General features: G+C 33.9%; 19 protein-coding genes and 2 tRNA genes. 15 read left to right on the top strand and 6 right to left on the bottom strand.

All coding sequences use genetic code 11. The features are described from left to right. Positions 1-729, bottom strand: coding sequence for a hypothetical protein (locus E0H99_RS04835; RefSeq protein WP_240723443.1), 729 nt, complete (start codon positions 727-729; stop codon positions 1-3). Beyond that, positions 719-1474, bottom strand: a complete 756-nt coding sequence (locus E0H99_RS04830; protein WP_131991809.1) for a hypothetical protein — start codon at positions 1472-1474, stop codon at positions 719-721. Before E0H99_RS04830 ends, E0H99_RS04835 begins: the two co-directional genes overlap by 11 nt. Before the next feature lie 147 nt (positions 1475-1621). Between E0H99_RS04830 and pepE the strand changes: the two genes are divergently transcribed. Then, positions 1622-2329 (top strand): dipeptidase PepE, encoded by a 708-nt coding sequence (gene pepE / locus E0H99_RS04825; protein ID WP_131991806.1) that lies wholly within the window; start codon positions 1622-1624, stop codon positions 2327-2329. Between the two features lie 53 nt (positions 2330-2382). On the opposite strand, the gene E0H99_RS04820 is transcribed toward pepE, so the two are convergent. Together E0H99_RS04820 and E0H99_RS04815 are read right to left on the bottom strand one after the other, a co-directional pair. After that, positions 2383-2455: transfer RNA gene (locus E0H99_RS04820), tRNA-Gly, on the bottom strand. 47 nt (positions 2456-2502) lie between these two features. Then, a tRNA-Gly gene (locus tag E0H99_RS04815) sits at positions 2503-2575 on the bottom strand. Positions 2576-2698: 123 nt separating this feature from the next. Between E0H99_RS04815 and E0H99_RS04810 the strand changes: the two genes are divergently transcribed. Both E0H99_RS04810 and E0H99_RS04805 read left to right on the top strand, forming a co-directional pair. Then, entirely contained in the window at positions 2699-3187 is a 489-nt protein-coding gene (locus E0H99_RS04810; RefSeq protein ID WP_240723442.1) for a GNAT family N-acetyltransferase, read from the top strand. Beyond that, the gene (locus E0H99_RS04805) at positions 3184-4773 is read left to right on the top strand and encodes a murein L,D-transpeptidase (protein WP_240723441.1); all 1590 of its coding nucleotides are present in this window, start codon (positions 3184-3186) and stop codon (positions 4771-4773) included. Before E0H99_RS04810 ends, E0H99_RS04805 begins: the two co-directional genes overlap by 4 nt. On the opposite strand, the gene E0H99_RS04800 is transcribed toward E0H99_RS04805, so the two are convergent. Continuing rightward, complete coding sequence (locus E0H99_RS04800; RefSeq protein WP_131991803.1) at positions 4762-5484, bottom strand: murein L,D-transpeptidase catalytic domain family protein; 723 nt, start codon at positions 5482-5484, stop codon at positions 4762-4764. The genes E0H99_RS04805 and E0H99_RS04800 overlap by 12 nt on opposite strands. Positions 5485-5671: 187 nt before the next feature. Here E0H99_RS04800 and E0H99_RS04795 point away from each other — a divergent pair, with 187 nt between their 5' ends. From E0H99_RS04795 to E0H99_RS04755, 9 genes are all read left to right on the top strand, one after another. Beyond that, on the top strand, positions 5672-8065 hold the full coding sequence (locus E0H99_RS04795; protein ID WP_131991800.1) for a DUF5916 domain-containing protein: 2394 nt from the start codon (positions 5672-5674) through the stop codon (positions 8063-8065). 135 nt (positions 8066-8200) lie between these two features. Beyond that, positions 8201-10618 (top strand): DUF5916 domain-containing protein, encoded by a 2418-nt coding sequence (locus E0H99_RS04790; RefSeq protein WP_131991798.1) that lies wholly within the window; start codon positions 8201-8203, stop codon positions 10616-10618. A 141-nt stretch (positions 10619-10759) separates the two neighbouring features. Further along, complete coding sequence (gene gpmI / locus E0H99_RS04785) at positions 10760-12277, top strand: 2,3-bisphosphoglycerate-independent phosphoglycerate mutase (protein WP_131991795.1); 1518 nt, start codon at positions 10760-10762, stop codon at positions 12275-12277. A 123-nt stretch (positions 12278-12400) separates the two neighbouring features. Next, positions 12401-13072 carry a TetR/AcrR family transcriptional regulator gene (locus E0H99_RS04780; RefSeq protein WP_131991792.1) on the top strand — a complete coding sequence of 224 codons (672 nt, stop codon included), beginning with the start codon at positions 12401-12403 and terminating at the stop codon, positions 13070-13072. Positions 13073-13087: 15 nt separating this feature from the next. Then, positions 13088-14749: a peptidase domain-containing ABC transporter gene (locus E0H99_RS04775; protein ID WP_131991789.1), complete on the top strand. Its 1662-nt coding sequence runs from the start codon at positions 13088-13090 to the stop codon at positions 14747-14749. Positions 14750-14751: 2 nt separating this feature from the next. After that, positions 14752-16098 carry an HlyD family secretion protein gene (locus E0H99_RS04770; protein WP_131991786.1) on the top strand — a complete coding sequence of 449 codons (1347 nt, stop codon included), beginning with the start codon at positions 14752-14754 and terminating at the stop codon, positions 16096-16098. Further along, positions 16098-17486, top strand: a complete 1389-nt coding sequence (locus tag E0H99_RS04765; RefSeq protein WP_131991783.1) for a TolC family protein — start codon at positions 16098-16100, stop codon at positions 17484-17486. Before E0H99_RS04770 ends, E0H99_RS04765 begins: the two co-directional genes overlap by 1 nt. Before the next feature lie 44 nt (positions 17487-17530). Continuing rightward, entirely contained in the window at positions 17531-18349 is an 819-nt protein-coding gene (map, locus tag E0H99_RS04760; RefSeq protein WP_131991780.1) for a type I methionyl aminopeptidase, read from the top strand. Then, a complete protein-coding gene (locus E0H99_RS04755; protein WP_131991777.1) occupies positions 18349-19119 on the top strand; it encodes a class I SAM-dependent methyltransferase in 771 nt (256 codons plus the stop codon). The genes map and E0H99_RS04755 overlap by 1 nt, the downstream gene beginning before the upstream one ends. A gap of 65 nt (positions 19120-19184) precedes the next feature. Here E0H99_RS04755 and E0H99_RS04750 read toward each other — a convergent pair whose 3' ends face one another. Next, positions 19185-21995, bottom strand: coding sequence for a M16 family metallopeptidase (locus E0H99_RS04750; protein WP_131991774.1), 2811 nt, complete (start codon positions 21993-21995; stop codon positions 19185-19187). 169 nt (positions 21996-22164) lie between these two features. Here E0H99_RS04750 and E0H99_RS04745 point away from each other — a divergent pair, with 169 nt between their 5' ends. The 3 genes from E0H99_RS04745 to pruA all read left to right on the top strand — a co-directional run bounded on the left by E0H99_RS04745 (position 22165) and on the right by pruA (position 25632). After that, a complete protein-coding gene (locus tag E0H99_RS04745; RefSeq protein ID WP_131991771.1) occupies positions 22165-23430 on the top strand; it encodes a DUF5103 domain-containing protein in 1266 nt (421 codons plus the stop codon). An 82-nt stretch (positions 23431-23512) separates the two neighbouring features. Next, a complete protein-coding gene (apaG, locus tag E0H99_RS04740; protein WP_099714405.1) occupies positions 23513-23899 on the top strand; it encodes a Co2+/Mg2+ efflux protein ApaG in 387 nt (128 codons plus the stop codon). Between the two features lie 107 nt (positions 23900-24006). Next, positions 24007-25632, top strand: coding sequence for an L-glutamate gamma-semialdehyde dehydrogenase (gene pruA, locus E0H99_RS04735; protein WP_131991768.1), 1626 nt, complete (start codon positions 24007-24009; stop codon positions 25630-25632). The last annotated feature ends 90 nt before the right edge of the window (positions 25633-25722 follow it).

The raw sequence follows: 25722 nt of genomic DNA, 5'->3' as shown, positions 1-25722 counted from the left end.
CTATTTGTTTTCACCAGTAATAATTTCATTGTAATTTTCGGCAAGCCTTACAATTAGAAACATAACCATTGTCTTGTTTTTAGATCGTAATGCATTTGCAAAACCAGTATCATCAATACAGTAATATTGAAATCCTTTAATATAATCTGTGGGTATTTTCAAGGTTTCCACGTAATATTTATCTTCAAAAAGAACTTCGATTCTAGCTAATAATTGTTCTTTTTTCTCAATTACAATCTCTTTTTTAAGCATGGCTTTACGACCTGAAATTGCATTCAGCAATCCATCGATACCTCCACCAGAGGTTGCAGTGTATAATTTTCTCTCGGCTGGTGTGTATTTTTTTTGCCCATAAGGTATAATTCCTAAACTCTCCGCAGTAATGGTAGATTCATTCACTATAACTTCATTCAAAATAATGCTTTTGGGAAGCATCCTCACTGTAATAACTTCCTGTAACAGATCCTGCTTGTTAATTTTCCTACGGAGACCTTCTAAATGAACTGCAGTAAATACCAAAACATCGCTTTCTTTTACAGCTATAGTAAAGAAACCATTCACATCCGAAAAAGCAGTTTTATCTGTTGTTACATTCTCAATCGTAATGCGATCAACCGCAACAGAATCGGCGATAATTTTTCCTCGAAGTTCCTTTCCGTTGTCCGTTTGGCCAAAGGCAACTTGAACTAACAAAAAAATGACAAACTGTAGGGTACTTTTAATTTTCACTGGCGATTATTTCTTTGTATTTAGTGGCTAATTCTCCAATCAAGAAAGTAGTCATTGTCACATTTTTAGATTTCAAAATGGTTACAAATCTTTCGTTTTCTACGATATAATATTCAAATCCTTTGACATATTCAGAAGGTATTTTTAATTTACTTACAAAATAATCGATGGTAAACATATTCTCTAATTGCCTCAAATACGATTCTTTCTTTTCTACTTCAACTTCTTTTTTAAGCATTTTAGTTCTTCCTGAAATCCAATTTAATAATGGATCTGCTGAGATTGACCCACCCATCATAGTGCCCGCATTAGCAGAGGCATTAAGATTACTGGCAGTATATAACTTTCGTTCTGCTGGAGTGTATGTTTTTTGTCCCTTTGGAATTATCCCCATTGAAACCGCATTGATACCGTTTCTCACAATAACTTCACGCAATTGATTTACTATGGGCATCATTTTAATAGTAAGCATTTCTTGCTCAAAATCCTTTTGTGTTAAGCCAATTCTAACCTCTTTAAACTGCGCTTCAGTGAATAGCAATGTATCCCCGACTTTAGCCAATATAGAAAAATTTCCTTCTTTATCTGTAACTAATGCTTGCTCACTTTTTAAATTTATCACATAAATCCCTTCTAAAACAGAAACATCAGAGGTCACTTTTCCTTTCAATTTTATTCGAGAAGTTTCTTGTGCTACAACATTCGTTGCTACAAAAGCCAAATATAAGTACACAATTCTAATCATCCGTTTTTAAATCCGTTATTCACGCCTCGTAAAAGTATCTTAATGCGTTCCAAATTAATTACTAATAGGTTGGTAAAAAAATGTTAATTAAAAATGTGAAATAAAAAAGACTGATTTAATACCTTTAGCACAAATTATGCACCAAAAATGAAAAATATACTAATCGCAAGCACTTCTACGCTTGCCAACCAGAATTATCTCGACTATTTATTACCTGAATTACAATTGCATTTTCAAAATTGCAATACTATCCTTTTTGTTCCTTATGCAAGACCCGGTGGCATTTCTCATGAGGAATATACCGCAATGGTAAGCTTGGCTTTTGCCAAAATAAATAAAAAAGTAATCGGAATACATGAATTTGAGGATGCCGCACTGGCTATGAAAAATGCAGAAGGAATTTTTACTGGAGGAGGAAGCACATTTGTTTTAGTATCACAATTATACAAAAACAATTGTATGGAAATTCTCTCTGAAGTTGTAAAAAATGGAACTCCGTATTTAGGAACAAGTGCAGGAAGTAACATTTGTGGATTAACGATGCAAACGACAAATGATATGCCAATTGTTTATCCTCCAAGTTTTAAAACTCTGGGATTAATTCCTTTTAATTTAAATCCGCATTATTTAGATCCCGACACCAATTCAAAACACATGGGAGAAACTCGTGAAACCAGAATAAAAGAGTTCCACGCTTATAATTCTGTACCCGTTTTAGGATTAAGAGAAGGAAGCTGGTTGGATGTAAAAGGCGATAAAATTACTTTGAAAGGGAATTTGACAGCACGCTTGTTTAAACAAAAACAAGCACCCGAAGAACTGGAAAGTGGAACTGATTTAAGTTTTATAAAGTAATTCTAAAATAAATGACAAAAAAAAGCCGAAACAATTAAGTTTCGGCTTTGAAGAGCGAAAGACGAGGCTCGAACTCGCGACAACCAGCTTGGAAGGCTGGAGCTCTACCAACTGAGCTACTTTCGCATTAAAACAGTAAAATAAAAAACCTCAAACCTAAATTTGAGGCTTAGAGCGAAAGACGAGGCTCGAACTCGCGACAACCAGCTTGGAAGGCTGGAGCTCTACCAACTGAGCTACTTTCGCATTAACAACGGTGCAAATATAATTAATAAGTTTGCTTCAATGCAAGTTTTTTTCTTAAAAAATCACAAACTTACACCCACAACCTTTTTTAATAAAGCATATAAAAATCATAAAGAATTTATTATGAAATTATTATACCTTTATTATGTTGAAAAAACATTAAAAAAAATGATCCAAAATATCAAAAAAATTACCGCTTTAGAAACATTTCCAGTAAGACATCCCGTACTTCGTGCTGAAAAACCAATTGAAAGTTGTCATTTTGATGGAGACATTTTAGAAACCACCCTCCATTTTGGATTGTATGAAAACAAAAATCTGGCAGGTGTCATTTCATTATTCGAAGAAAAAAACGATTTATTTGATGCAGAAAAGCAGTTTCAAATTCGGGGAATGGCAGTTTTAAAGCAACATCAAAGAAAGGGTTTTGGAGAAAAACTCATTATAAATTCAGAGAAATATTGCATGGACCAAAATTCAAATTTAATTTGGTTTAATGCCCGAAAAGAGGCTGTTGGTTTTTATAAAAAAATGGGATATCAAGTCAAAGGATTGCCTTTTGAAATAAAAGATGTCGGAGAACACATTGTCATGTTTAAAAAAAATGAATGATGAACGCGTTATTTCTAATACTATTAATCTGTGTAACTATTGGTTGCAAAAAGGCAGAACTAAAAAGTGAGGTAATTTTGAAAAAAAATATTTCAAATCCTCCTGTTCTACCCGAAGACAAATCTATTAGAATTGATTCTACTTTACTAATTTCTTTTAACAGTAAAACACTTTCCGATTTTTATAAATCCACTAATTACAGAACAATTTGGCACTCTAAGGATAACAGAAAAATAATTTTAGCAGAACTCCTTAAATCTGACGAAGAGGGTTTAAATCCAGCCGATTACAAAGTAAAAACATTAAGTGATTTTGAAAAAAAATCAGCTAAACTGGACGATTCTGATTTATCCAAATATGACATTTTATTGACCTCGAGTCTTCAAAAATATATTTCACATTTGACTAACGGAACACTAAATCCCAGAAAACTATATAAAAACTGGGATTTAAAAGGAAACTATATTGACATAAATGAGACCTTGACCGATTTACTGGACAGTGATTCCTTAGCAGATAAAATAGAGCAATTGAAACCCAATCATATTGTTTATAAAAGATTAAAAAAAGCACTGAGATTGATCAATACTTTTCCTAAAGATAATTTTAAAGCATTAAAAATCGAGCAAATAATTTCTCCAAACGACACCAACCCTTCCATAATTGACATTAAAAAAAGATTGACTTACTGGAAAGAGCTGCAATATAAAGATAGCTTAACATCTATTTACGACGAAGAAACGGTACTTGCCATAGAAAAATTTCAAAATCGTCATGGCTTAGCTGTAGACGCGATAATTGGACCCGCAACAATAGCTTCACTCAATTTTTCTAAAAAACAACGAACACAACAAATTATCGTAAATCTGGAACGTTGGAAATGGTATCCAAAAGAAATGGGAAAGGAATATGTGATCATTAATATTCCTGACTACAGATTGACGTTAGTCAAAGATAGAGATACGTTGAGAACGCACAGAGTAATAGTGGGAAGAGCCAAAAGAAAAACACCAATCTTATCGTCTAAATTAACTCAGGTTGTTTTTAACCCAACTTGGACTGTTCCTCCCACGATTTTGCGGGAAGATGTTATTCCAGCCATTTTAAAAAGCATAAGCTATTTATCTGAATCAAATATTAAGGTATACGATAGTAACGGAAGAATCGTAAGTCCTTACGAATGGCAATTATCAAACGCAAGAAGTTATCGTTATGTACAAAGTCCGGGAACTTTTAATTCGTTGGGAATGGTTAAAATTATTTTTCCAAACCGCTTTTCTGTTTATTTACACGATACCAATCACAGGGATTATTTCGACAAAATAGATCGTTCGCTGAGTTCGGGTTGCGTCAGAGTAGATGATCCATTAGAATTAACCGAATATTTATTGGACGATGCCTTCAATTGGAATCTGGAGAAAATTACAGAAATCCTACAAAACGAAAAAACAAAATTTATAAAAATCAAAAAAGAAGTTTCCTTCCATCTCTTATATTGGACCGCTTGGAGCGAAAACAACAAACTGATTTTTAGAGATGATATTTACAATCTAGATGCCAATTTATATTCTAAACTAAGAAATTGATTCCGCCCCAAATTTAGAAACCCTTGATGGATGATAAATAAAGAAACATGATTTGTTTTTTATTGTACTGATAATTTCTTTAGACAATTCTACCGGCACAGCTGGACAACCTTGACTTCTTCCCAGCCTGTGATTGTTTTTTATAAATGAATTAGAAACATAATCAGCTGCGTGCATCACTACACCTCTTGCTCTTGCATTATCATTCACTCCTTTTTCTAAACCGTCTAAACGAAGTGACATTCCGTGTTTACCATTGTACATTTCACCTGTGGAGTAAAACCCTAAGCTGCTTTTATAGGACTCTGAAGCATTGGAGAAATTAGAAGCAAATTCTTCGCCAGTATTTCTTCCGTGGGCAACAAGAGAATGAAACAGTACATCTCCAGTAATTAAATCAATTACCCAAAGTCTTTTGGTATTAGATGATAAACTAAAGTCGATTAAAGTTAAAATGTCTTTCTTAATCAATCCTTTTTCTTTCAACGAATAATATCCTTTCAAAGCTACAGAAAAACTCTCTAGTTTTGGTAAAGCAAATTTATCGGAATGTAAATTATTGTATGCTATTTCAATTTTAGCCTCATCGCTAGTTTCTAGCGTTTTGGCATAAACTATTGGTTTAACATTCTTTGGTTCAGAAAAACTTGTTTCATTCGGAGAGAAGGAAGCAAGCATAAATAAAACAGTAGGAAGTATCGTATAAATCATTGATTATCTTTAAGTTATAAATTAATTCGGGTTGCAAACGTACAGTAAAAAACACGATTCAAATTGCATTTAACAAAACTTTAGTCTTGCTATAACGAAAACCATGCCTAATTATTGAGTGAATAATCAAAAAAAATACATTTTCTATGTTAATTTTATTATTTTTGTTTAGATTTAATCCCAATTTATGTCAAAATTACATTCTACAGCTCTATTTTTTTTAATATTCTTTAGCCATGCTGTTTTTAGTCAAAAAAAAACGCTTCAAGCAAAATCCATAACAGAAAACATAACAATCGATGGGAAGATAAACGAGAAAATTTGGGAAACAGCTTCAGTTGCTTCCGATTTTATAATGTTTGAACCTGATAATGGAAAACCAATAAGCCATGATAAAAAAACAGAAGTAAAAGTACTGTATGACAACAATGCCATTTACATTTCGGCATTGCTTTATGATAATGAGCCAGAAAAAATTCAGAAAGAAATAACAAATCGAGATGTTTTTGGAGTTTCAGATCATTTTTCGGTTTACATTAATGGATTTAATGATGGTCAACAAGATTTTCGCTTTTTTGTAAGTGCTTCGGGAGTCCAAATGGATTGTTTAGCAACTGAAGATTCTGAAGATTTTACCTGGGATGCCATCTGGGACAGCGAAGTAACACTCACTGAATTTGGTTGGGTTGTGGAGATGAAAATTCCTTATGCCGCTTTACGATTTTCAAAAGCTGACAAACAAACTTGGGGTTTAAACTTCATGCGTGAAATCAAACGCGATGTACAAAAATATACTTGGAATAGGATCGATACTAAAATTGGCGCTGTAATTCCGCAAGCTGGAATTCTTGAAGGAATTGAAAGCATAGAAACGCCTACCCGACTTTTCCTGATTCCATATTCATCTGCTTACTATCAACAAAGTGATATTGGTTCTGACACGACTTTAAAAGCTGGGTTGGATATAAAATACGGTATCAACGATTCCTTTACACTGGATGCTATTTTGGTCCCTGATTTTGGGCAGACAAAATTTGATAATGCTATTTTAAATCTAGAGCCTTTCGAACAACAGTTAGAAGAAAATAGACCGTTTTTTACCGAAGGAACTGATTTGTTCAGCAAAGGAAATCTATTCTATTCCCGAAGAATTGGCGGCGCTCCAAGCACTGAACCCGCAACGGCTGAAAATGAAGAAATAACCAATTATCCAAGTACTGTAGATTTGTTGAATGCCGTGAAAATATCTGGCCGTACTGAAAAAGGGCTGGGTATTGGATTTTTGAATGCCGTTACTGAAAAGACAAAAGCTACTATTTTAAACAATGACACTGGCGAGGTTAGAAAAGAGGTCATTGAACCACTAGCCAATTATAACATGTTGGTTTTAGATCAGCGTTTCAACCAAAACTCATCCGTTACATTTGTTAATGCAAATACCACCAGAAATGGAAGTTTTAGAGATGCGAATGTTTCTGGATTACTATTCGATTTAAACACAAAAAAAAATACGTATAACTTATACGGAGATTTTAAATACAGTACTATCAATACCATTGAAGATTACGATGGTTATAAAGCAGAATTGAATTTCAGAAAAACCAGTGGAAAATACCGGTATTTATTTTCTGGGAAATATGTTTCAAAAAACTACGATGTAAATGATTTAGGAATTAATTTTTACACTAATTATCATAACGCCTATGCGAATGGAAGTTATAGAATTGTAAATCCAACTAAAATTTTTAATACTTTCAAGCTGAATCAATATATTAATTTTGAGATTGAAAACACCTCCAAAAAATTACAAACTGGTGCATTTGGAACAGAAATAAAAGCAACAACATTACGCAATGACTATTTAGAGTTTGTAGTTGAATTTTCACCATTCAAAACTTTCGATTTTTATGAACCTCGTGAATATGAAAGATATGTCTTTATTCCTGAAAAAGTTTTTACTGCAATAAATTTCACATCAAATGAAAACAATGCTTTTTCGATAATTATTCAACCTTCATTCACAAAATACAATGAGGACGGCCGGGGTAATTACGGTCTTTATTTAGGCCCAAAATACCGATTCAACGATAGGCTTTCTATTGCGTTCGCAATGGATTACATCAACCAAACTAACTATCGAGGCTGGGTTGATTCTAATGAAACGGGAATCATTTTTGCAGAACGTAATCGAGAAATACTTCAAAATGACCTTACCGGAAAATATTCGTTGAATAATAAAATGACGATTAACTTAACAGCGCGTTATTATTGGTCATATTCAAAAAACCATGAATTCTTCACCTTACAAAACAGCGGTTATTTAACTCCAAACAGTATTTACGCAAAGAACAAAGACAGGAATTTTAATTCTTGGAACTTCGATTTATCGTATTCTTGGTGGTTTGCTCCAGGAAGCGAAATCTCTATTTTGTATCGTAATTATGGTTTAGAAAGGACTGACATGGTTCAAAAAGATCTGTCAAAAAATCTTAAAAGTATTTTTAACAGTGACCTCACCAATGTGCTTTCCATAAGCATTCGTTATTTTATTGATTACAATGCAGTGAAAAATAAATTTTAATTTTTCAAATCAAACTGTAACATTCGATTGAAAAGTGAGTCTATTAATTCAAACTATTCAGTGGATTGGTGATTACTCCCTTTGAAGCTATTTTGGTTTTTTTTATTATACATCAATCAACCAATCAATCGTTTTATGAAAAATCATTTATTGTTTTGTTTTCTATTAATAAGTGTTTTTGGCTACAGCCAAAAAAAAGTCTTACAAACGAAATTCATTTCGGAAAAAATTGAAATCAACGGAAAATTAGATGAGAACACATGGCAGACGGCTTCAATAGCCAATGATTTTATCATGTTTGATCCAGACAACGGCAAAGCGATTCCAGAAAATAAAAAAACAGAAGTAAAAGTTTTATACGATAATGACGCCATATATATAGGAGCTATCATGTATGATGAAAGTCCCGATAAAATTTTAAGAGAAATTACCCAACGGGATAATTTTGGGACTTCTGACCTTTTTGGTGTTTTTATAAATGGCTTTAATGATGGACAACAAGATTTTCAGTTTTTTGTCAATGCTGCAGATGGACAGGCAGATTGTATTACCACTGACACCAATGGCGAGGATTATTCCTGGGATGCCGTTTGGAAAAGTAAAGCCGTAATTACGGACAAAGGCTGGGTTGTAGAAATGAGAATTCCATACGCTGCACTACGCTTTTCCAATGAAAACAAACAAACTTGGGGACTTAATTTTTTTAGAGAAATTAGACGAGATCGTCATAAATATACTTGGAATTTCATCGATTCAAAACTAGGGACTTTCACCCAACAGACTGGAGTTTTGGAAGGAATTGAAAACATAAAACCACCTACTCGACTTTTCCTTTTGCCGTATTCTTCCTTTTATGTAAATGCGAATGCGCAACAAAAAACATACGGAACACTCAAAGGCGGATTGGATTTAAAGTATGGAATAAATGATGCTTTTACGCTGGATATGATTCTTATTCCTGATTTTGGACAAACAAAATACGATGATCAAATTCTGAATTTAGGACCATTCGAACAACAATTTAACGAAAACAGACCTTTTTTTACAGAGGGAACCGATTTGTTCAGCAAAGGAAATTTGGTTTATTCAAGAAGAATTGGAGGAAACCCAATCAATTATCCAACCCCTGCAGCCAATGAAGAAATCATAGATAATCCGGCAAGTGTAAATCTTATCAATGCTTTAAAAATTTCTGGAAGAACCAAAAATGGGTTGGGAATAGGAATATTGAATGCCGTGACCGAAAAAACTTCAGCAACTATTCGAAATAACGACACACAAGAAGTCCGAAAAGAAATAGTTGAACCACTCGCAAATTACAATGTCTTGGTTTTAGACCAGCGCTTTCGCAAAAATTCCTCAATTGCGTTTGTAAATACGAATGTAACTCGAAACGGAAGTTTCAGGGATGGAAATGTTACGGCTTTAGTTTGGGATCTGAACACCAAGAAAAACACCTACAGTCTTTCCGGGGATTTTAAATACAGCTATATCAATGCTATTGAAGATAAAAAAGGAATTAATTCCCAATTAAATCTATCTGAAACCAGCGGAAAATACCGTTATAGCATTGGTACTAATATAGTCACTAAAGATTTCGATAACAATGATTTAGGAATCAATTTTGAAACTAACTATTACAGTTTATATGGTAATACCAGTTATAGAATCCTCAATCCAACGAAATACTTTAACAGCTTTAGTGCTTACCTTAATGTCTATTCACAATTTCAAAAAGAAACTGGTAAAATTCAATCCAGCAATATCAATTTTGAGATAAATTCTAAGAACAAAAAAAATCACTTTTTCGGACTTGGTATTGACGCCAATGCATTAGAAACATTTGATTATTACGAACCCAGAACTGCCGACAGATATGTAATAAAACCAACAAAAATTGGGGGTTATCTTTATGTTTCGACCAATTACAATAATAGTTTTGCCATTGATGTAAATCCTTCTTATGCTTTTTTTGACGAATCAGGAAGAAATTCCTACGGTTTTTCTGTTGGTCCTAGATATCGTTTTAATGATAAATTATCCCTAAATTACAACTTCAATTTTTTCAGACAAAACAATAATAAAGGTTACATTGACAGTATTAATGATGACATGAATTCGGCTACGCCAAATACTATAATTTTCGCCAATAGAAATGTAATTACGTATTCCAATACGCTTTCTGGAAAATACTCACTGAACAGCCAAATGACGTTTAATATTTCGTTGCGTCAATATTGGTCGTATGCCGAAAATAAAAACACTTTATCATTACAACAAAACGGAAGACTTGATGATTTTGCAGGATATACAGCCAATAAAAATTCGAGTTTTTATTCCTGGAATGCTGACTTATCCTATTCTTGGTGGTTTGCACCCGGAAGTCAAGTTTCTGTTTTATATCGAAATAATGCTGGTGCCTTCGAAAGAAACATCAATAAAGAGTTTACGGACAATGTCACTAATTTATTGAATAACGATGCACTGAGCCATGTTTTCTCGATAAGTGTGCGTTATTTTATAGATTATAATCAAGTTAAGAATAAATTCTAAATGCATTAATTTTAAAAAAGACAACGTTCCACAACAAAATAATCATTATTTGTTATGGTTCGCTTCCGAATGTATAATAGTGATTTCCTTTCATTCGAACATTTTTAGAAATACTTTATCTTTGCTTAAAACAAATTTGCAATGAATAAAAAAGTAATACTTATGATTTTGGACGGTTGGGGAAAATCACCTGACCCAAAAGTTTCTGCTATTGATAATGCCAATGTACCTTTTATTAACAGTCTGTATAGAAATTATCCAAGCGCTCAACTTCGAACTGACGGACTAAATGTTGGTCTTCCTGAGGGACAAATGGGAAACAGCGAAGTAGGACACATGAATCTTGGTGCTGGTAGAATTGTATATCAGGATTTAGCCAAAATTAACCTTGCCGTTGCACATGACACTTTAGCAAAAGAACAAGTTTTAGTTGATGCCTTTACTTATGCCCGAATAAACAATAAAAAAGTACACTTTTTAGGATTAGTTTCAGATGGAGGTGTACACTCTCATACTTCTCATTTACGCGGCTTGATTGACGCGACACAACAACACGGATTACAAAAAGTTTTCGTTCACGCCTTCACTGACGGTCGTGATGTGGATCCAAAATCCGGCAAACATTACATTCAGGATTTACAAGATTACATTGCCAATACTACCGTGAAACTGGCTTCGGTTGTGGGACGTTATTATGCGATGGACCGTGACAGACGCTGGGAAAGAGTAAAACTCGCTTACGATTTATTGGTAAACGGAATTGGGACACATTCAATGAATGCTGTTGCTTCCATAGAAGAAAGTTACGAAGTCAATGTAACCGATGAATTTATTCACCCAACGGTTATAGTTGATGAATGTGACAAACCATTAGCTACAATTGAAGATGATGATGTGGTTATTTTCTTCAATTTTAGAACGGACAGAGGAAGAGAATTAACAGAAGTATTGACTCAAATGGATTGTCATGAGCAAAACATGCACAAACTCAATTTGTATTATGTCACGCTTACCAATTATGACGAAACCTACCAAAATGTAAAAGTCGTTTATAACAAAGATAACATTACTGAAACTCTTGGGGAGGTTTTAGAAAAAGCCCACAAAAAGCAAATTCGTATTGCCGAAACAGAGAAATATCCTCATGTGACTTTCTTCTTTTCCGGTGGAAGAGAACAACCTTTTATAGGGGAAAGCCGCATCTTGAAAAATTCTCCAAAAATCGCCACTTATGATTTACAACCGGAAATGAGTGCCTTTGAATTGACAGATGCTTTGGTTCCAGAACTTTATAAAGGCGAAGTAGATTTTGTTTGCCTTAATTTTGCCAATGGTGATATGGTAGGCCATACAGGAATTATGAGTGCAGCAATACAAGCGTGTGAAGCAGTTGATAAATGCGTTGAAAGAGTAATCACGGCTGCTTTAGCAAATGATTACACTACAATTGTTATTGCGGATCATGGAAATTGTGAAACAATGATTAATCCTGACGGAAGTCCAAATACAGCACATACTACAAATCCAGTCCCAATTATTTTAGTAGACAAAGACTTGAGAATTATTCACGATGGGGTTCTTGGCGATATTGCTCCAACTATTTTGGAATTAATGGGAATAGAAAAGCCCGACGTAATGACCTGTCATTCTTTACTTTAAACAAAATCAACTGCCAATATTTGAATTAAAAGCTACTCCATACGAGTAGCTTTTTTTATAAATAAAAGTTAAAATCTCGTTATTGATAGTAATACTATTATATTTGCATAAATATTATCGATCATGAATACTATACTATCAAATTTAAAGATAAAAGTCAACGAAAAAATCTATGTCAAGGATCCAGAAACGTCCCCATTGGGTAAAAAAATTGTAGAAAAAAGTATCCTTTTGATAGACGAAATTGGATTTGATAATTTTACATTCAAAAAGTTGGGAGAAAAAATTGGTTCCAATGAAAGTTCCATTTATCGTTACTTTGAAAACAAACATAAATTATTGGTTTACTTATCCTCTTGGTACTGGAGCTGGATGGAATATAAACTGGTTTTTGCTACGACAAATATTGTGGATCCAAAGGAAAAACTCAACAAAGCAATAACTATCGTTACTGAAAAAATTACTGATAACGCTAACACAGAGCACATCAATGAATTTATTTTGAACAAAATTATTATTGCTGAATTCACAAAAACAGTACAAACGAAAGAAGTAGATCAAGAAAACAAGGAAGGTTTTTTTCTGATTTACAAAAGGGTAATTAATCGAATTGTAGGCATTGTAAAAGAGGTTAATCCAGAATATCCTTTTCCCAAATCACTAGTTTCTACTATTGTTGAGGGAAGTTTGCATCAGCATTTTCTAACGGAGCATTTAAAAACGATTACCGATTGTAATGAATCCGTGAGTACCACTGAATTTTATCTAAATCTAGCCAAAAATGTCCTCCGATAAACTAAAAAAACTGCTATGACTCCATTAAAACGTTTTTACAACTTACTCGAATTAGATAAAAAAGATGTTTATCAAATATTTTTTTATGCCATTTTTGCCGGATTAATAAGCTTGTCTTTACCGTTGGGAATTCAAGCAATCACAAACTTTATACAATCCGGAAGGGTCAGCGCTTCTTGGATAGTTTTAATTATTTTAGTAGTTTTTGGTGTCGCATTAGTTGGAGTTTTGTCTTTAATGCAACTCCGCATCACCGAAAATTTACAACAAAAAATATTTGTTCGTTCCTCTTTTGAATTTGCGGCTCGCTTGCCAAAAATAAAAACGGATCAACTATACAATTCTTATCCACCGGAATTAGCCAATCGTTTTTTTGACACGATGACCATCCAAAAAGGAACTTCGAAGCTTTTAATCGATTTTTCGGCAGCACTATTACAAATCGTTTTCGGAGTAATTTTACTGTCTTTGTACCATCCTTACTTTATTATATTTGGAGTTTTACTGTTTTTTCTTTTGTACTTTATCTTCCGATTTTCTTATAAATCAGGACTGGAAACCAGCTTAAAAGAATCCAAATTCAAATATAAAGTGGCCAGCTGGTTACAAGAAATGGCCCGAAATAATTTCAGTTTCAAAAATGACCTTAACTATAATTATGGCTTGCAAAAAAACAATAATCTGGTTGGTGATTATTTGAATTATCGGGAAAAACACTTTAAAGTAATCCAAAGACAATTCAGCCAATTAATTGTTTTTAAAATCATAATAACTGCGAGTTTATTATCGATAGGAGGATTTTTAGTATTATCACAGCAAATGAATATCGGGCAATTTGTGGCTGCAGAAATTATTATTTTATTGGTCATCAATTCGGTAGAAAAAATAATAATTGGACTGGAAACATTCTACGATGTATTGACTTCTATTGAAAAAATTGGACAAGTAACTGACTTACAATTAGAGGAAGATACCACTTTCAAAAGCGATACCTGTTATACTAATATTTCATTGGAAACAGAAAATCTTACTTTTAAATTCCCAGATTCAGATAAAGAAATACTGAGTACAATTTCACTAAAAATTGAACAAGGAGAAAAAATAGCAATTGAAGGTGAAAATGGTTCCGGAAAAACAACGCTGATCCGAATATTATCCGGTTTATTGCAACCTATATCTGGTTCTTTTTACATAAATGATGATACTTTTAGAAAAATCAACTTGAAACAATACCGCTCACAAATTGGTAGTATTATTCAAGGCGAAACGCCATTTGAAGGAACACTATCAGATAACATCACGTTCAATGACAAATCAGTAAGCACCGAAGATTTAAAATGGGCAATTGATGGCGTACAACTTTCGTCATTCGTAAAGTCTTTAACAAAAGGACTGGAGACACATATTTTTCCGGAAGGAAAACAATTATCCTCTTCCAATGCACAAAAAATGCTGTTGGCAAGGAGTATCATTCATAAGCCTAAAATACTTTTTTATGAGGACCCAACTGACATGATGGATGAGAAAGTGGCGAATGAAATTATTGATTTCATCACTTCAGAAAAAAATAAATGGACGATTATCGTTTCTTCGAAAAATCCGTATTGGAAAACTAAATGTAATAGAAGAATCACTATGCAAAATGGAGCGATTCAACTTGATTTAAAAAATAATTAGCCATGCTAAACATATCTAATAACACAACAAAACTGCAACCGTTAGATCGTTTCGAGACAGTTAGAAACTTGACCAATAGACCACATTATAAGATTTTAAATAAAATTATAGCAGGAGTTTCAATAGTGGGTATCGTTGCGCTCTTTCTGCCTTGGACACAAAACATTTCAGGAACTGGAAGTGTCACCACATTAAAACCAGACCAAAGACCACAATCTATTCAGAGTGTGATTTCTGGCAGACTTGAAAAATGGTACGTTCAAGAAGGTGATTTTGTCAATAAAGGCGATACAATCCTGTTTATCTCAGAAATAAAAGAGGATTACATGGACCCGAATTTAGTGGAAAATACTAAAAACCAAATGAATGCTAAGAAACAATCTTTACAATCCTATGGTTCAAAAGTAAGTTCGCTTTCCGGCCAGATTCAAGCCATTGAAAGGGAAAAAGTCTTAAAACTGGAACAAGCACAAAATAAAATCAAACAATCTCTTTTGAAAATAAAGAGCGACAGTATGGATCTCGTTGCCGTAAAAACCCAACTAAAAATAGCCGATACACAATACAATCGTTCCGTTCAGCTGAATAAAGAAGGGCTAAAACCACTTACTGATATTGAAGAAAAAAGACTAAAATTACAAGAAGTAGAAGCAAAAATTATCACGCAGGAAAACAAATATTTAACTAGCAAAAACGAGTTTATCAATGCCAAAGTTGAAATAAACAGAATAAGCGCGGAATATGCAGAGAAAGTTTCAAAAGCCAATAGTGATAAATTTACAGCGCTCAGCAGTCAATACGACACCGATGCTCAGGTTAACAAACTCGAAAACCAATATGCAAATTATAGCATTCGTAATGGCATGTATTACATTAAAGCATCGCAAAGTGGCTACATCAACAGGGCGCTACAATCCGGTATTGGGGAAACCATAAAAGAAGGAACACCAATTGCAACCATAATGCCCTCAGAATATGATATTGCGGTAGAAACTTTTGTAAACCCAATTGACCTGCCGTTGTTAACCAAAGGAGAAAAAGTTCGGGTTTGGTTTGATGGATGGCCTACGATTGTATTTTCAGGATGGCCTGATATGTCTTATGGAACTTTTGGGGGTGAAATTGTTGCAATTGAAAACTTCATCAGTGAAAACGGCAAATACCGAGTATTAATCGCACCCGATAAAAAAGAAGACAAATGGCCTAAACAATTAAGTATAGGAGCCGGAGCGCAAACTATTGCTTTGTTAGATAACGTCCCAGTTTGGTTTGAATTGTGGAGAACTTTAAACGGATTTCCTCCAAATTATTACAAACCAACGACCAAAACCACAAAAGAAAAGACATAATGAGACAACTATTTTTAGCACTTTTATTCTTTGGTTTTTCTGTAACTGCTCAAGAAATCACATCAAAAGAACTTACCTACATCGAGTTTCTGGGCTATGTAAAAAAATATCATCCACTGGTTAAGAATGCCAACTTGGAAATCAATAAAGCACAAGCTAATTTGATGATGGCCCGTGGTGGATTTGATCCAAAAATTGAGGTCGATTTCAGCAAAAAACAATTCAAAGACAAGGAATATTATTCCATTTTGAACAGCAGTTTTAAAATCCCCACTTGGTATGGAATCGAGATTAAAGCGGGCTTTGACAATAGTGAAGGTGTGTATTTGAATCCCCAAAATACACTTCCAAATCAAGGATTAACTTCATTAGGAGTAACCGTTCCGCTTGGACAAGGGTTGTTTATCAATCAAAGAATGGCTGATGTTCGAAAAGCAAAAATGCAAATACAATTAAGTCAATCCGAAAGAAAATTGCAGGCTATTGCAGTTTTATATGATGCTTCTCTTGCTTATTTTAGTTGGAAGAAAAACTTCAATGAAGTACAATTGTATGAAGAATACAATAGTAATGCACAAATTAGGTTCAAGGGAATTCAATCTTTAATCAAACAAGGAGACAAACCTGCAATTGATAGTGTTGAAGCGGGCATTATTGTAAAAAACCGCATTTTAAATTTAGAAGATTCTAAGCTTAAATTGGCTAAAGCCAAATTAGAACTCGCTAATTTTCTTTGGTTGGAAAACAATATTCCGCTGGAATTATCCGATGAATTGATTCCCGAAACGCAATTGGAATTCACGATTCAGGAAAGTTTAAAAACAAATGATTTGTTGAACACCAATTTCTCCATCACCAATCATCCAAAAATAAATGCCTTGCAAAGCAAAATTGATATGCTAAATGTGGAAAAGAAATTAAAAGCCAACATGCTTTTACCAAAAATTGATGTGGGTTATTCATATATATCAGAACCCAGTTATATTGATAATTATCAGTTTGAGGATTACAAAATTGGATTGGATTTTTATTTTCCTTTGTTTCTAAGAAAAGAACGCGGAAGTTTGAAATTAGCAAAATATAAAGTTCAGGAAACCGAATTTACTTTGGATTTAGAAAAAGTACAATTGACCAATAAAATCAATGCCCAAAGAATGGAAATTGAATCGTTGCTAAGACAAAAAGAGTTAATAAAAGGTTTAGTAGAAGACAATCTCACGATGTTAAATTCTGAGGAAAGATTATTTTCTTTTGGTGAAAGTTCCTTGTTTTTAATCAATACCCGAGAGAATAATTTAGTCAGTGCGCAGCTTTCAAAGATAGCTTTAGAGAATCGTTTTTACATTTCAAATTCAGAGCTTTTTAAAATAATGGCTAATCCAGATTAAATAATTTATAAAATTGTACTTTTGCAAACTGAAAATTCGAAATTATGATTATTGTAAAATCACTTGAAGAAATAGAATTGATGCGCGAAAGTGCGCTGATCGTATCAAAAACATTAGGAATGATTGCTTCTGAAATAAAAGAAGGAGTTACCACTTTATATTTGGACAAATTAGCCGAAACATTCATTCGTGATCATGGAGCTGAACCAAGTTTTCTTGGATTATACGGTTTTCCAAACTCACTTTGTATGAGTCCAAACGCACAAGTGGTTCATGGAATCCCAAACAATACACCTTTAAAAAGTGGTGATGTAATCTCTGTAGATTGTGGCGCTTATAAAAACGGATACCATGGTGATCATGCTTATTCTTTTGAAATTGGTGAAGTCGCCCCTGAAACTAAAAAATTATTGCAGGTAACCAAAGAATCCTTGTATGTCGGAATCCGCGAATTCAAATTAGGAAATCGCGTAGAAGACGTAGGAAATGCAATTCAAAGATATACTGAAGCGCATGGTTATGGTGTTGTTCGTGAATTAGTAGGACATGGCGTAGGACAAAAAATGCATGAAGACCCTGAAATGCCTAATTATGGTAAAAAAGGAAGAGGGAAACTTTTTGTAGAAGGAATGGTTGTAGCCATCGAACCTATGATTAATATGGGTACCCGAAACATAAAACAACTCAAAGACGGTTGGACAATCCTTACTGCCGATGGAAAACCAAGTGCCCATTTTGAGCATGATGTTGCTATTATCGATGGGAAACCAGAGATTTTATCGACTTTTGCCTATATATATAAAGCGTTGGGAATTGTGAGTAATGAAGAAGATGAGTTTAGACAAACACCTTTAGTGCTGTAATGAAAAAACTATTTAAACTTATACTCAATACTATTCCGCGCCCTATACTTATCCGTTTAAGTTATGTGGCACGACCAGTTCTTGCATTTGCATTAAAAGGAGCTACATTCACTGATCCTATTGACGGAAAAAGTTTCAAAATGTTTTTACCTTACGGATACGGAACACAACGAAATAATGTGCTTTCGCCAAGTACACTTTCTCTGGAAAGACACCGTTTATTATGGTTGTATTTAAATGAAGAAACTGATTTTTTTACTTCAGCAGCAAAAAAGAAAGTATTGCATTTTGCACCGGAACAAGCTTTTTATAAATTGTTTCGAAACCAGAAAAATCTGGAGTACACCACGACCGATTTGTTTTCACCTTTGGCGGATGTAAAAGCGGACATTTGTGATTTACCCTTCGAAGACAATCAATATGATATCATTCTTTGCAATCACGTATTGGAACATATCCCTGATGATACGAAAGCGATGCAGGAATTATTCAGAGTTTTGAAACCAGGTGGAATGGCTATTTTACAAATCCCACAGGATTTATCCAGAGCTACCACTTTTGCTGATGATACCATTACAGATCAAAAAGAACGCGCTAAAATCTTTGGTCAATACGATCATGTTCGTATTTATGGTCGCGATTATTTTGACAAATTACGAAGTATCGGTTTTAAAGTAATTGAAGAAGATTACACTAATAAAATTGCACCCGAATTAGTAGAAAAATATTGTTTGGCCAAAGGGGAAATTATCCCTGTTTGTTTTAAATAATTAACACCATAAAAAAACCTGCTAACGTTAATTTTAGCAGGTTTTTAGTTTATAAATGAGTTGGTTTATTTTTTTTCCGGCATCAACATTCCAATTACTTTATCTTTTGTGAGATATTTTTTTGCAATGTCTTGAATATCCTTAGCAGTTACTGCATTTACAGTTTCTTCAAATTTCAAGACTTCTTCAGCGCTGCTTCCATTGGTGTAAGATCTAGTGAAATTAGACAACCAATATCTGTTTTCCTTGCTGTCTTTTCTGAAATCAGCTAATTCTCCTTCTTTAAATTTAGCTATATCTTTTTCATCTGGTCCTTTATCGATAATGTTTTGAAGTTCTTTTAAAGCAGAAGCTGTCAATTTTTCGGCATTATCAGGTCCGCATGGGAAACCTATTGTAAAGCTGTACGATCCATTTGGAACTTTATTCATGCTTCCTCTTGCAGAAACACCGTAAACTCCACTTTCGTTTTCACGTAATTGTTCGATTAGTTTTATAGTCAAAACTTCCCCTAATGCTTGCATACTCATCGCATCTTTAGCAGAATATTTTGCATCTCCATAATACATAATGGTTACATTACTTTTAGGATCTGTTCCTTTATTAACCACTTTTTTCAAATCCCCTTTTAGCAATCTATATCCTAAATCTACTGTTTTCTCTTTTTTATCAGTAGAAGGTAAAGACGCTAAATATTTAATGGCATACGCTTCCATAATTTTATCATCAATGTTTCCAACGAAATAAAACTCAAAATCAGCCGCATTAGCAAAACGCTCTTTGTACTTATTGTACGCTAACTTGTAATCTGTTTCAGCCCAAGATTTATCCGATGGCATAATTCCGTTGAATCTTGGATTTTCTTTGTTCAAATAAGTATAAAACTCTTGTTGAAAATAATTTTGTGGTTGCGAAGCCATATTCTTAAAGAAACTGGACTGCTTTTGTTTAAAGCCTTCAAAAGCTTCAGGATCATAGTTCAAATCAGTGAAATAAGCATACGTCATTTGGAAAAGATATTCTAAATCCTTAGGAGTAGCACTTCCTCTTAAACCTTCAGTAGTACCACCTATATATGGATTTACTCTAGCTATTTTACCCGTCATGAATTTATTGATATCATTCAATTTTAGTCCTGAGAAACCCGCTTCCGCCAAAGCTCCGTTTGCAAATTGAACTTTTTTCATATCCTCATTAGAATATAAATTAGATCCTCCAAAACTGACTGCCTCAAAAAGAACCTCATCGTTTTTGAAATCAGTATTCTTATAGGTCACTTTCACACCATTTGATAACACTAAAGTTTTTGTTCCAATTTTAGCATTGCTTTCACGTTTAACAATAGTACCAGGCTTAACTTCGTTTCTTATTAAACTTGTAGCAACAGCAGCATCTTCATAAGGCTTAATATCATCCGTATTAATTTTCAAAGCATCCAGAACTTCTTGTTCTGTAACTTTTTTCAAACCTTCTTTTTCAGGGCCCGTAAAAATAATGACACGGTTGTCTTCTTTTACATAATCTTTAATTAAACCGTTAACATCTTTCAAATCAATCAAAGGCATCAATTGTTTCATCGTTTGATACGTCCATTCGATTCCGGGAACTGGCTCTTTTTCCAAAAAATTAGCTTGGTATTCTCCAACAAAGTTCACTGAATTCGTTTTATCTCTGTCGTTGTATGCCTTTTCGATAGAAGCCAGAAATTCTGATTTTGAACGATCTAACTCACCTTGAGTAAATCCAAATTTCTTAGCTCTTTCATTTTCAGTCACCAATACTTTTAAGGCACCTAATTGTTTGTCTTCCTGTGACATAGCCACAGACTGATATGCTTTTTTATTTCTGGCCCAAGTTCCGCCATAATACGAATATCCATAGGTAAATGGAGGTGTGGCTGAATTGGTCAGTTCATCCAATCGCGCATTTAAAAGCGTAGAGAATAATCCCTCAACGATGTAATTTTTAAAATCTCCAACATTCACTATTGGTTTTGGAGCTCCATAATCTTTATAAACCAATTGAACTTGAGCACTTGGAGCTTCTTTATCACTTTCAACAGCTACGAAAGTTTCGTTGTGATTGGGAACATCGTAAAATTTTCTAGGTTTTTCTTTGGCAGGATTTTTATAACTTGAAAAATGAGAAATGATTTTCTTCTCCATTTCTGCTACGTCAATATCACCAACAACAATTACGCTCATCAAATTTGGACGATACCAATCCTTGTAGAAATTAATTAACGATTGGTGTTTGAATTTTTCTAAAATTTCTTTTTGACCAATTGGCAAACGCTTCGCATAATGGGAATCATGCATCATTTTAGATATGTAGCGCCCCAACATTCTTTTTTGAGCACCCAAACCCAATCTGTATTCTTCTAAAACTACACCTCTTTCTTTATCAATTTCTTCCGGTGTCAAAACCGTATTAAAAGCCCAATCCTCTATAATTTGAAATCCTTTTTCTAATTTTTCAGGACTGTCAGATGGAATTGGCAAAAAGTAAACCGTTTCATCAAAACTGGTATACGCATTCAAATGTTGCCCAAACTTTACACCAATACTCTGCAAATAATCGACTAATTGATTTTTAGGAAAACGCTTGGTACCATTAAAACACATGTGCTCCATAAAGTGAGCCAATCCTTGTTGATCATCCTCCTCAAGGATGGAACCTGCATTTACCACCAGCCTAAGATCTACTTTTTTTTCTGGTTTGGCATTTTTCTTGATGTAATAGGTTAAGCCATTTTCAAGCTTCCCGGTTTTTACACTTGGATCGAATGGAATTGCTTTTGAATAATCCATTTGCTGCGCAAAAGCAGCTAATGGAAACAGCATGATTCCGAATACTAAATTGTTGATTTTTTTCATATGGTTAGATATATTTGAAGTAAAAATAATAAGATAACTCTTAATATTTAAAAAAATTGTATTTTAATTAACAGAAATTACATACAAAATATATTTGCTGTCTGAAATTACATTTTCGGATAAAAACGAGGAGTATTCCTTATATTTACAAAATCTTAAGCACTACAAAATGACAAAGTCTTTTTTCAAAATAGTCACCTTTTTTCTTTTTGTATTCACAGTCAATTCTTCCTCTGCACAAGTAGAAAAAGAAATAGCTGCGCCCTACAACATCAAAACGATTTCTTTTTTACAAAGTGATCGAAATGTGATTCCAATTTTTAAATTAGGAGAAGGGTTCCAATTGCAGTTTGATGATCTTTTTGGCAATGAAGCCAATTATTATTACGAAATAATCCATTGCGATTACAACTGGGTTCCTACTGGAATTCCAAAAAATGAATATTTACAAGGTTTTGACAATCAAAGAATTCAAGATTACACGAATTCATTCAATACATTACAAATCTATTCGCATTACAAATTATCCATTCCCAATCAGTTTACACAGCAGCTGCGAATCAGCGGAAATTATATCATTAAAGTTTTAGACGAAAATAAAGAAGTGTTGTTTTCCAGAAAATTCATTTTATGCGAAGATCTTGTTACGGTTCCAACGCAGATGAAAAGAGCACGAACAGTAAGTAACATAGAACTGAAACACAATTTAGAATTCTCTATAAAATCAAGCGTAATTACATTTCAAAATCCCATGAAAAACGTTAAAGTCGTTCTGCTTCAAAACGGACAATTTAACACTGCCATAAAAAATGTGGTTCCACAATACACCATTGGGAATGACCTGATTTACAAATACGACCCAGAAACACAGTTTTGGGCAGGAAATGAGTTTTTGTTTTTTGAAAACAAAGACATACGATCCGCAAGTAATAATGTATCTCGTATAGATTCCAATACTGATATTTACGGTTCTTACTTGTACACTAACGCCGCAAGAACAAATTTCCCTTATTCGTTTACCCAAGATGTTAATGGTGATTTTGTTGTCAATAACATAAACGCCACTAATCCTGAAATCGAAGCGGATTATGCTTGGGTTTATTTCAGCCTTTCTGCTCCCACTTTTAGACTGAAAAAGAATATTTATGTTGGCGGAATGTTCAATAATTACAATCTGACTCCAGAATACAAAATGGATTATAATTCTGTAAAAGGAGTTTATGAGAAAGCTATTTTAGTCAAACAGGGATTTACAAACTATCAATACATTGTTGCTGATGACAAAGGAGTTATTGACTATGAAAATGCAATTGACGGGAATTTTTATCAAACGGAAAATGATTACACAGTACTGGTTTATTACAGGGAGAATACGGATAGATACGATAGAGTTGTTGGGAAAGGAATAGCAAATTCACTAAATATCACCAACTAAAAAAACTTTTCAAAATTTGGCAAAACGAATTCAATTTTTTGTAAATTTGTCAATAATAAACACGTATTCAATCCATTTAATCATGGTTTCTCAAATAACAAGAGGTATAAAAATTTCAGTTTTGACTAGTTTTGAAGGAACTTACTTCAAAAACTACAAGATTCACTTTGCTTTTAGTTATGTGATCACAATTGAAAATCACAGTAAAGATTCTGTTCAGTTGATTTCTCGCCATTGGGAGATTTTTGACTCTTTAAATGCGATCGAAATAGTTGATGGAGAAGGTGTTATTGGAAAAAAACCAGTTTTAAAACCTGGAGAATTTCATACGTACAGTTCTGGCTGTTTGCTTTCTTCGCCTTATGGTGCCATGAAAGGATATTTCAACATGATTAACTTTACCTCTACAAAAAACTTCAAAGTCATTGTACCTACTTTTAGGTTATGTGCCCCGTTTGCTTTGAATTAAATCTCAACTCTTTTATTAGAATTTTAACTTCCAATCAGATTCTCTGATTGATGAATTATTATTACCTTTACAGCTCAATTTTTGATTATAATTAAAATCTATTTAATATGCCAAAAGGAATTTACAACGTCCCAAAAGCGTTTAACGAAACCGTTAAGTCATACGCTCCAGGAAGTCCGGAAAGAGAAGAAGTTCTAACCACTTTCAAGAAAATGTATAGTGAAACAGTAGATGTTCCTTTGTACATTGGAGGAGAAGAAATCCGTACAGGAAACACGAAATCAATAAATCCTCCTTTCGACCACAAACATACTGTGGGACAGTATCACGAAGCAAATAAAGAACATATAGAAAAAGCCATTTCAACAGCTCTAGAAGCTAAAAAGAAATGGGCTAATTTAGCTTGGGAACACAGAGCATCAATATTTTTAAAAGCTGCTGAATTGCTTGCCGGACCTTACCGTGCTAAAATAAATGCTGCTACTATGATTGCTCAGGCAAAAACAGTACATCAAGCTGAAATTGATGCCGCCTGTGAATTTATAGACTTTTTGCGTTTCAACGTGCAATTTATGTCTCAAATTTATGCAGAACAACCAGCTTCATCAGAAGGTGTTTGGAACAGACTAGAACACAGACCTCTTGAAGGATTTGTTTATGCAATCACTCCGTTTAACTTTACAGCCATTGCCGGTAATTTACCAGCTGCTCCAGCATTAATGGGGAATGTTGTTGTTTGGAAACCAAGTGCTACACAAATTTATTCTGCAAATGTAATCGTAGAAGTATTCAAACTAGCAGGCTTACCGGATGGTGTAATCAATGTGGTATACGGAGACTCTGCCATGATTTCTGAAACGTTATTAGGAAGTCGTGATTTCGCAGGAATTCACTTTACAGGTTCAACTCGTGTTTTCAATGACATTTGGGGAAAAATTGGACAAAACATCAGCAACTATAAAACATATCCAAGAATCGTAGGGGAAACTGGAGGTAAAGATTTTGTTGTGGCGCATTCATCTGCTATTCCGGCTCAAGTTGCTACGGCACTTTCCAGAGGAGCTTTCGAATACCAAGGACAAAAATGTTCTGCTGCTTCAAGAGCTTACGTACCAAAATCAATATGGCCCGAAGTAAAAAAATTATTAGTAGCTGACTTAGCTTCTATGAAAATGGGATCGCCAGGAGATACAAATAATTTCGTTTCTTCAGTAATTTCAGAAGGTTCATTTGACAAATTAGCAAGTTTTATTGATCAAGCGAAAAAAGACGCTGATGCCGAAATTATTGCAGGAGGAAATTACGACAAGTCTGTTGGTTATTTTATAGAGCCTACCGTTATTGTAACAACAAATCCAAAATACAGTACAATGGAAACCGAATTATTCGGACCAGTATTGACTATTTACGTTTACGAAGATGCTAAATGGGAAGAAACACTTGTATTAGTTGATTCTACTTCTGAATATGCATTGACAGGAGCTGTCTTGAGCCAAGACCGTTATGCAATTGAATACGCCATGAAAGTTTTAGAAAATGCCGCAGGTAATTTCTACATCAACGATAAACCAACAGGAGCAGTTGTAGGACAACAACCATTTGGTGGCGCAAGAGGTTCAGGAACTAATGACAAAGCAGGTTCAGTATTGAACTTATTGCGTTGGGTTTCTCCAAGAACGATCAAAGAAACATTTGTTACTCCAGAGAATTACAGATATCCATTTTTAGGATAAAAGTTGTTCGAGGAACGAAGCAATCTCTTTTTAGATATTTAAAAACCCACAAGATTCAAAATAATTGAATCTTGTGGGTTTTGTTCTTTT

It is taken from the genome of Flavobacterium sp. GT3P67 (genome assembly GCF_004349155.1).
Classification (GTDB): domain Bacteria; phylum Bacteroidota; class Bacteroidia; order Flavobacteriales; family Flavobacteriaceae; genus Flavobacterium; species Flavobacterium ranwuense.
This window is presented reverse-complemented; position numbering and strand designations above follow the sequence as displayed.

Bases quoted from the DNA above. Each gene is read 5' to 3' on its own strand.
- E0H99_RS04830 (WP_131991809.1), bottom strand. From the start codon at position 1,474: ATGATTAGAATTGTGTACTTATATTTGGCTTTTGTAGCAACGAATGTT.
- pepE (WP_131991806.1), top strand. From the start codon at position 1,622: ATGAAAAATATACTAATCGCAAGCACTTCTACGCTTGCCAACCAGAAT.
- E0H99_RS04810 (WP_240723442.1), top strand. From the start codon at position 2,699: ATGAAATTATTATACCTTTATTATGTTGAAAAAACATTAAAAAAAATG.
- E0H99_RS04805 (WP_240723441.1), top strand. From the start codon at position 3,184: ATGATGAACGCGTTATTTCTAATACTATTAATCTGTGTAACTATTGGT.
- E0H99_RS04800 (WP_131991803.1), bottom strand. From the start codon at position 5,484: ATGATTTATACGATACTTCCTACTGTTTTATTTATGCTTGCTTCCTTC.
- E0H99_RS04795 (WP_131991800.1), top strand. From the start codon at position 5,672: ATGTCAAAATTACATTCTACAGCTCTATTTTTTTTAATATTCTTTAGC.
- E0H99_RS04790 (WP_131991798.1), top strand. From the start codon at position 8,201: ATGAAAAATCATTTATTGTTTTGTTTTCTATTAATAAGTGTTTTTGGC.
- gpmI (WP_131991795.1), top strand. From the start codon at position 10,760: ATGAATAAAAAAGTAATACTTATGATTTTGGACGGTTGGGGAAAATCA.
- E0H99_RS04780 (WP_131991792.1), top strand. From the start codon at position 12,401: ATGAATACTATACTATCAAATTTAAAGATAAAAGTCAACGAAAAAATC.
- E0H99_RS04775 (WP_131991789.1), top strand. From the start codon at position 13,088: ATGACTCCATTAAAACGTTTTTACAACTTACTCGAATTAGATAAAAAA.
- E0H99_RS04770 (WP_131991786.1), top strand. From the start codon at position 14,752: ATGCTAAACATATCTAATAACACAACAAAACTGCAACCGTTAGATCGT.
- E0H99_RS04765 (WP_131991783.1), top strand. From the start codon at position 16,098: ATGAGACAACTATTTTTAGCACTTTTATTCTTTGGTTTTTCTGTAACT.
- map (WP_131991780.1), top strand. From the start codon at position 17,531: ATGATTATTGTAAAATCACTTGAAGAAATAGAATTGATGCGCGAAAGT.
- E0H99_RS04755 (WP_131991777.1), top strand. From the start codon at position 18,349: ATGAAAAAACTATTTAAACTTATACTCAATACTATTCCGCGCCCTATA.
- E0H99_RS04750 (WP_131991774.1), bottom strand. From the start codon at position 21,995: ATGAAAAAAATCAACAATTTAGTATTCGGAATCATGCTGTTTCCATTA.
- E0H99_RS04745 (WP_131991771.1), top strand. From the start codon at position 22,165: ATGACAAAGTCTTTTTTCAAAATAGTCACCTTTTTTCTTTTTGTATTC.
- apaG (WP_099714405.1), top strand. From the start codon at position 23,513: ATGGTTTCTCAAATAACAAGAGGTATAAAAATTTCAGTTTTGACTAGT.
- pruA (WP_131991768.1), top strand. From the start codon at position 24,007: ATGCCAAAAGGAATTTACAACGTCCCAAAAGCGTTTAACGAAACCGTT.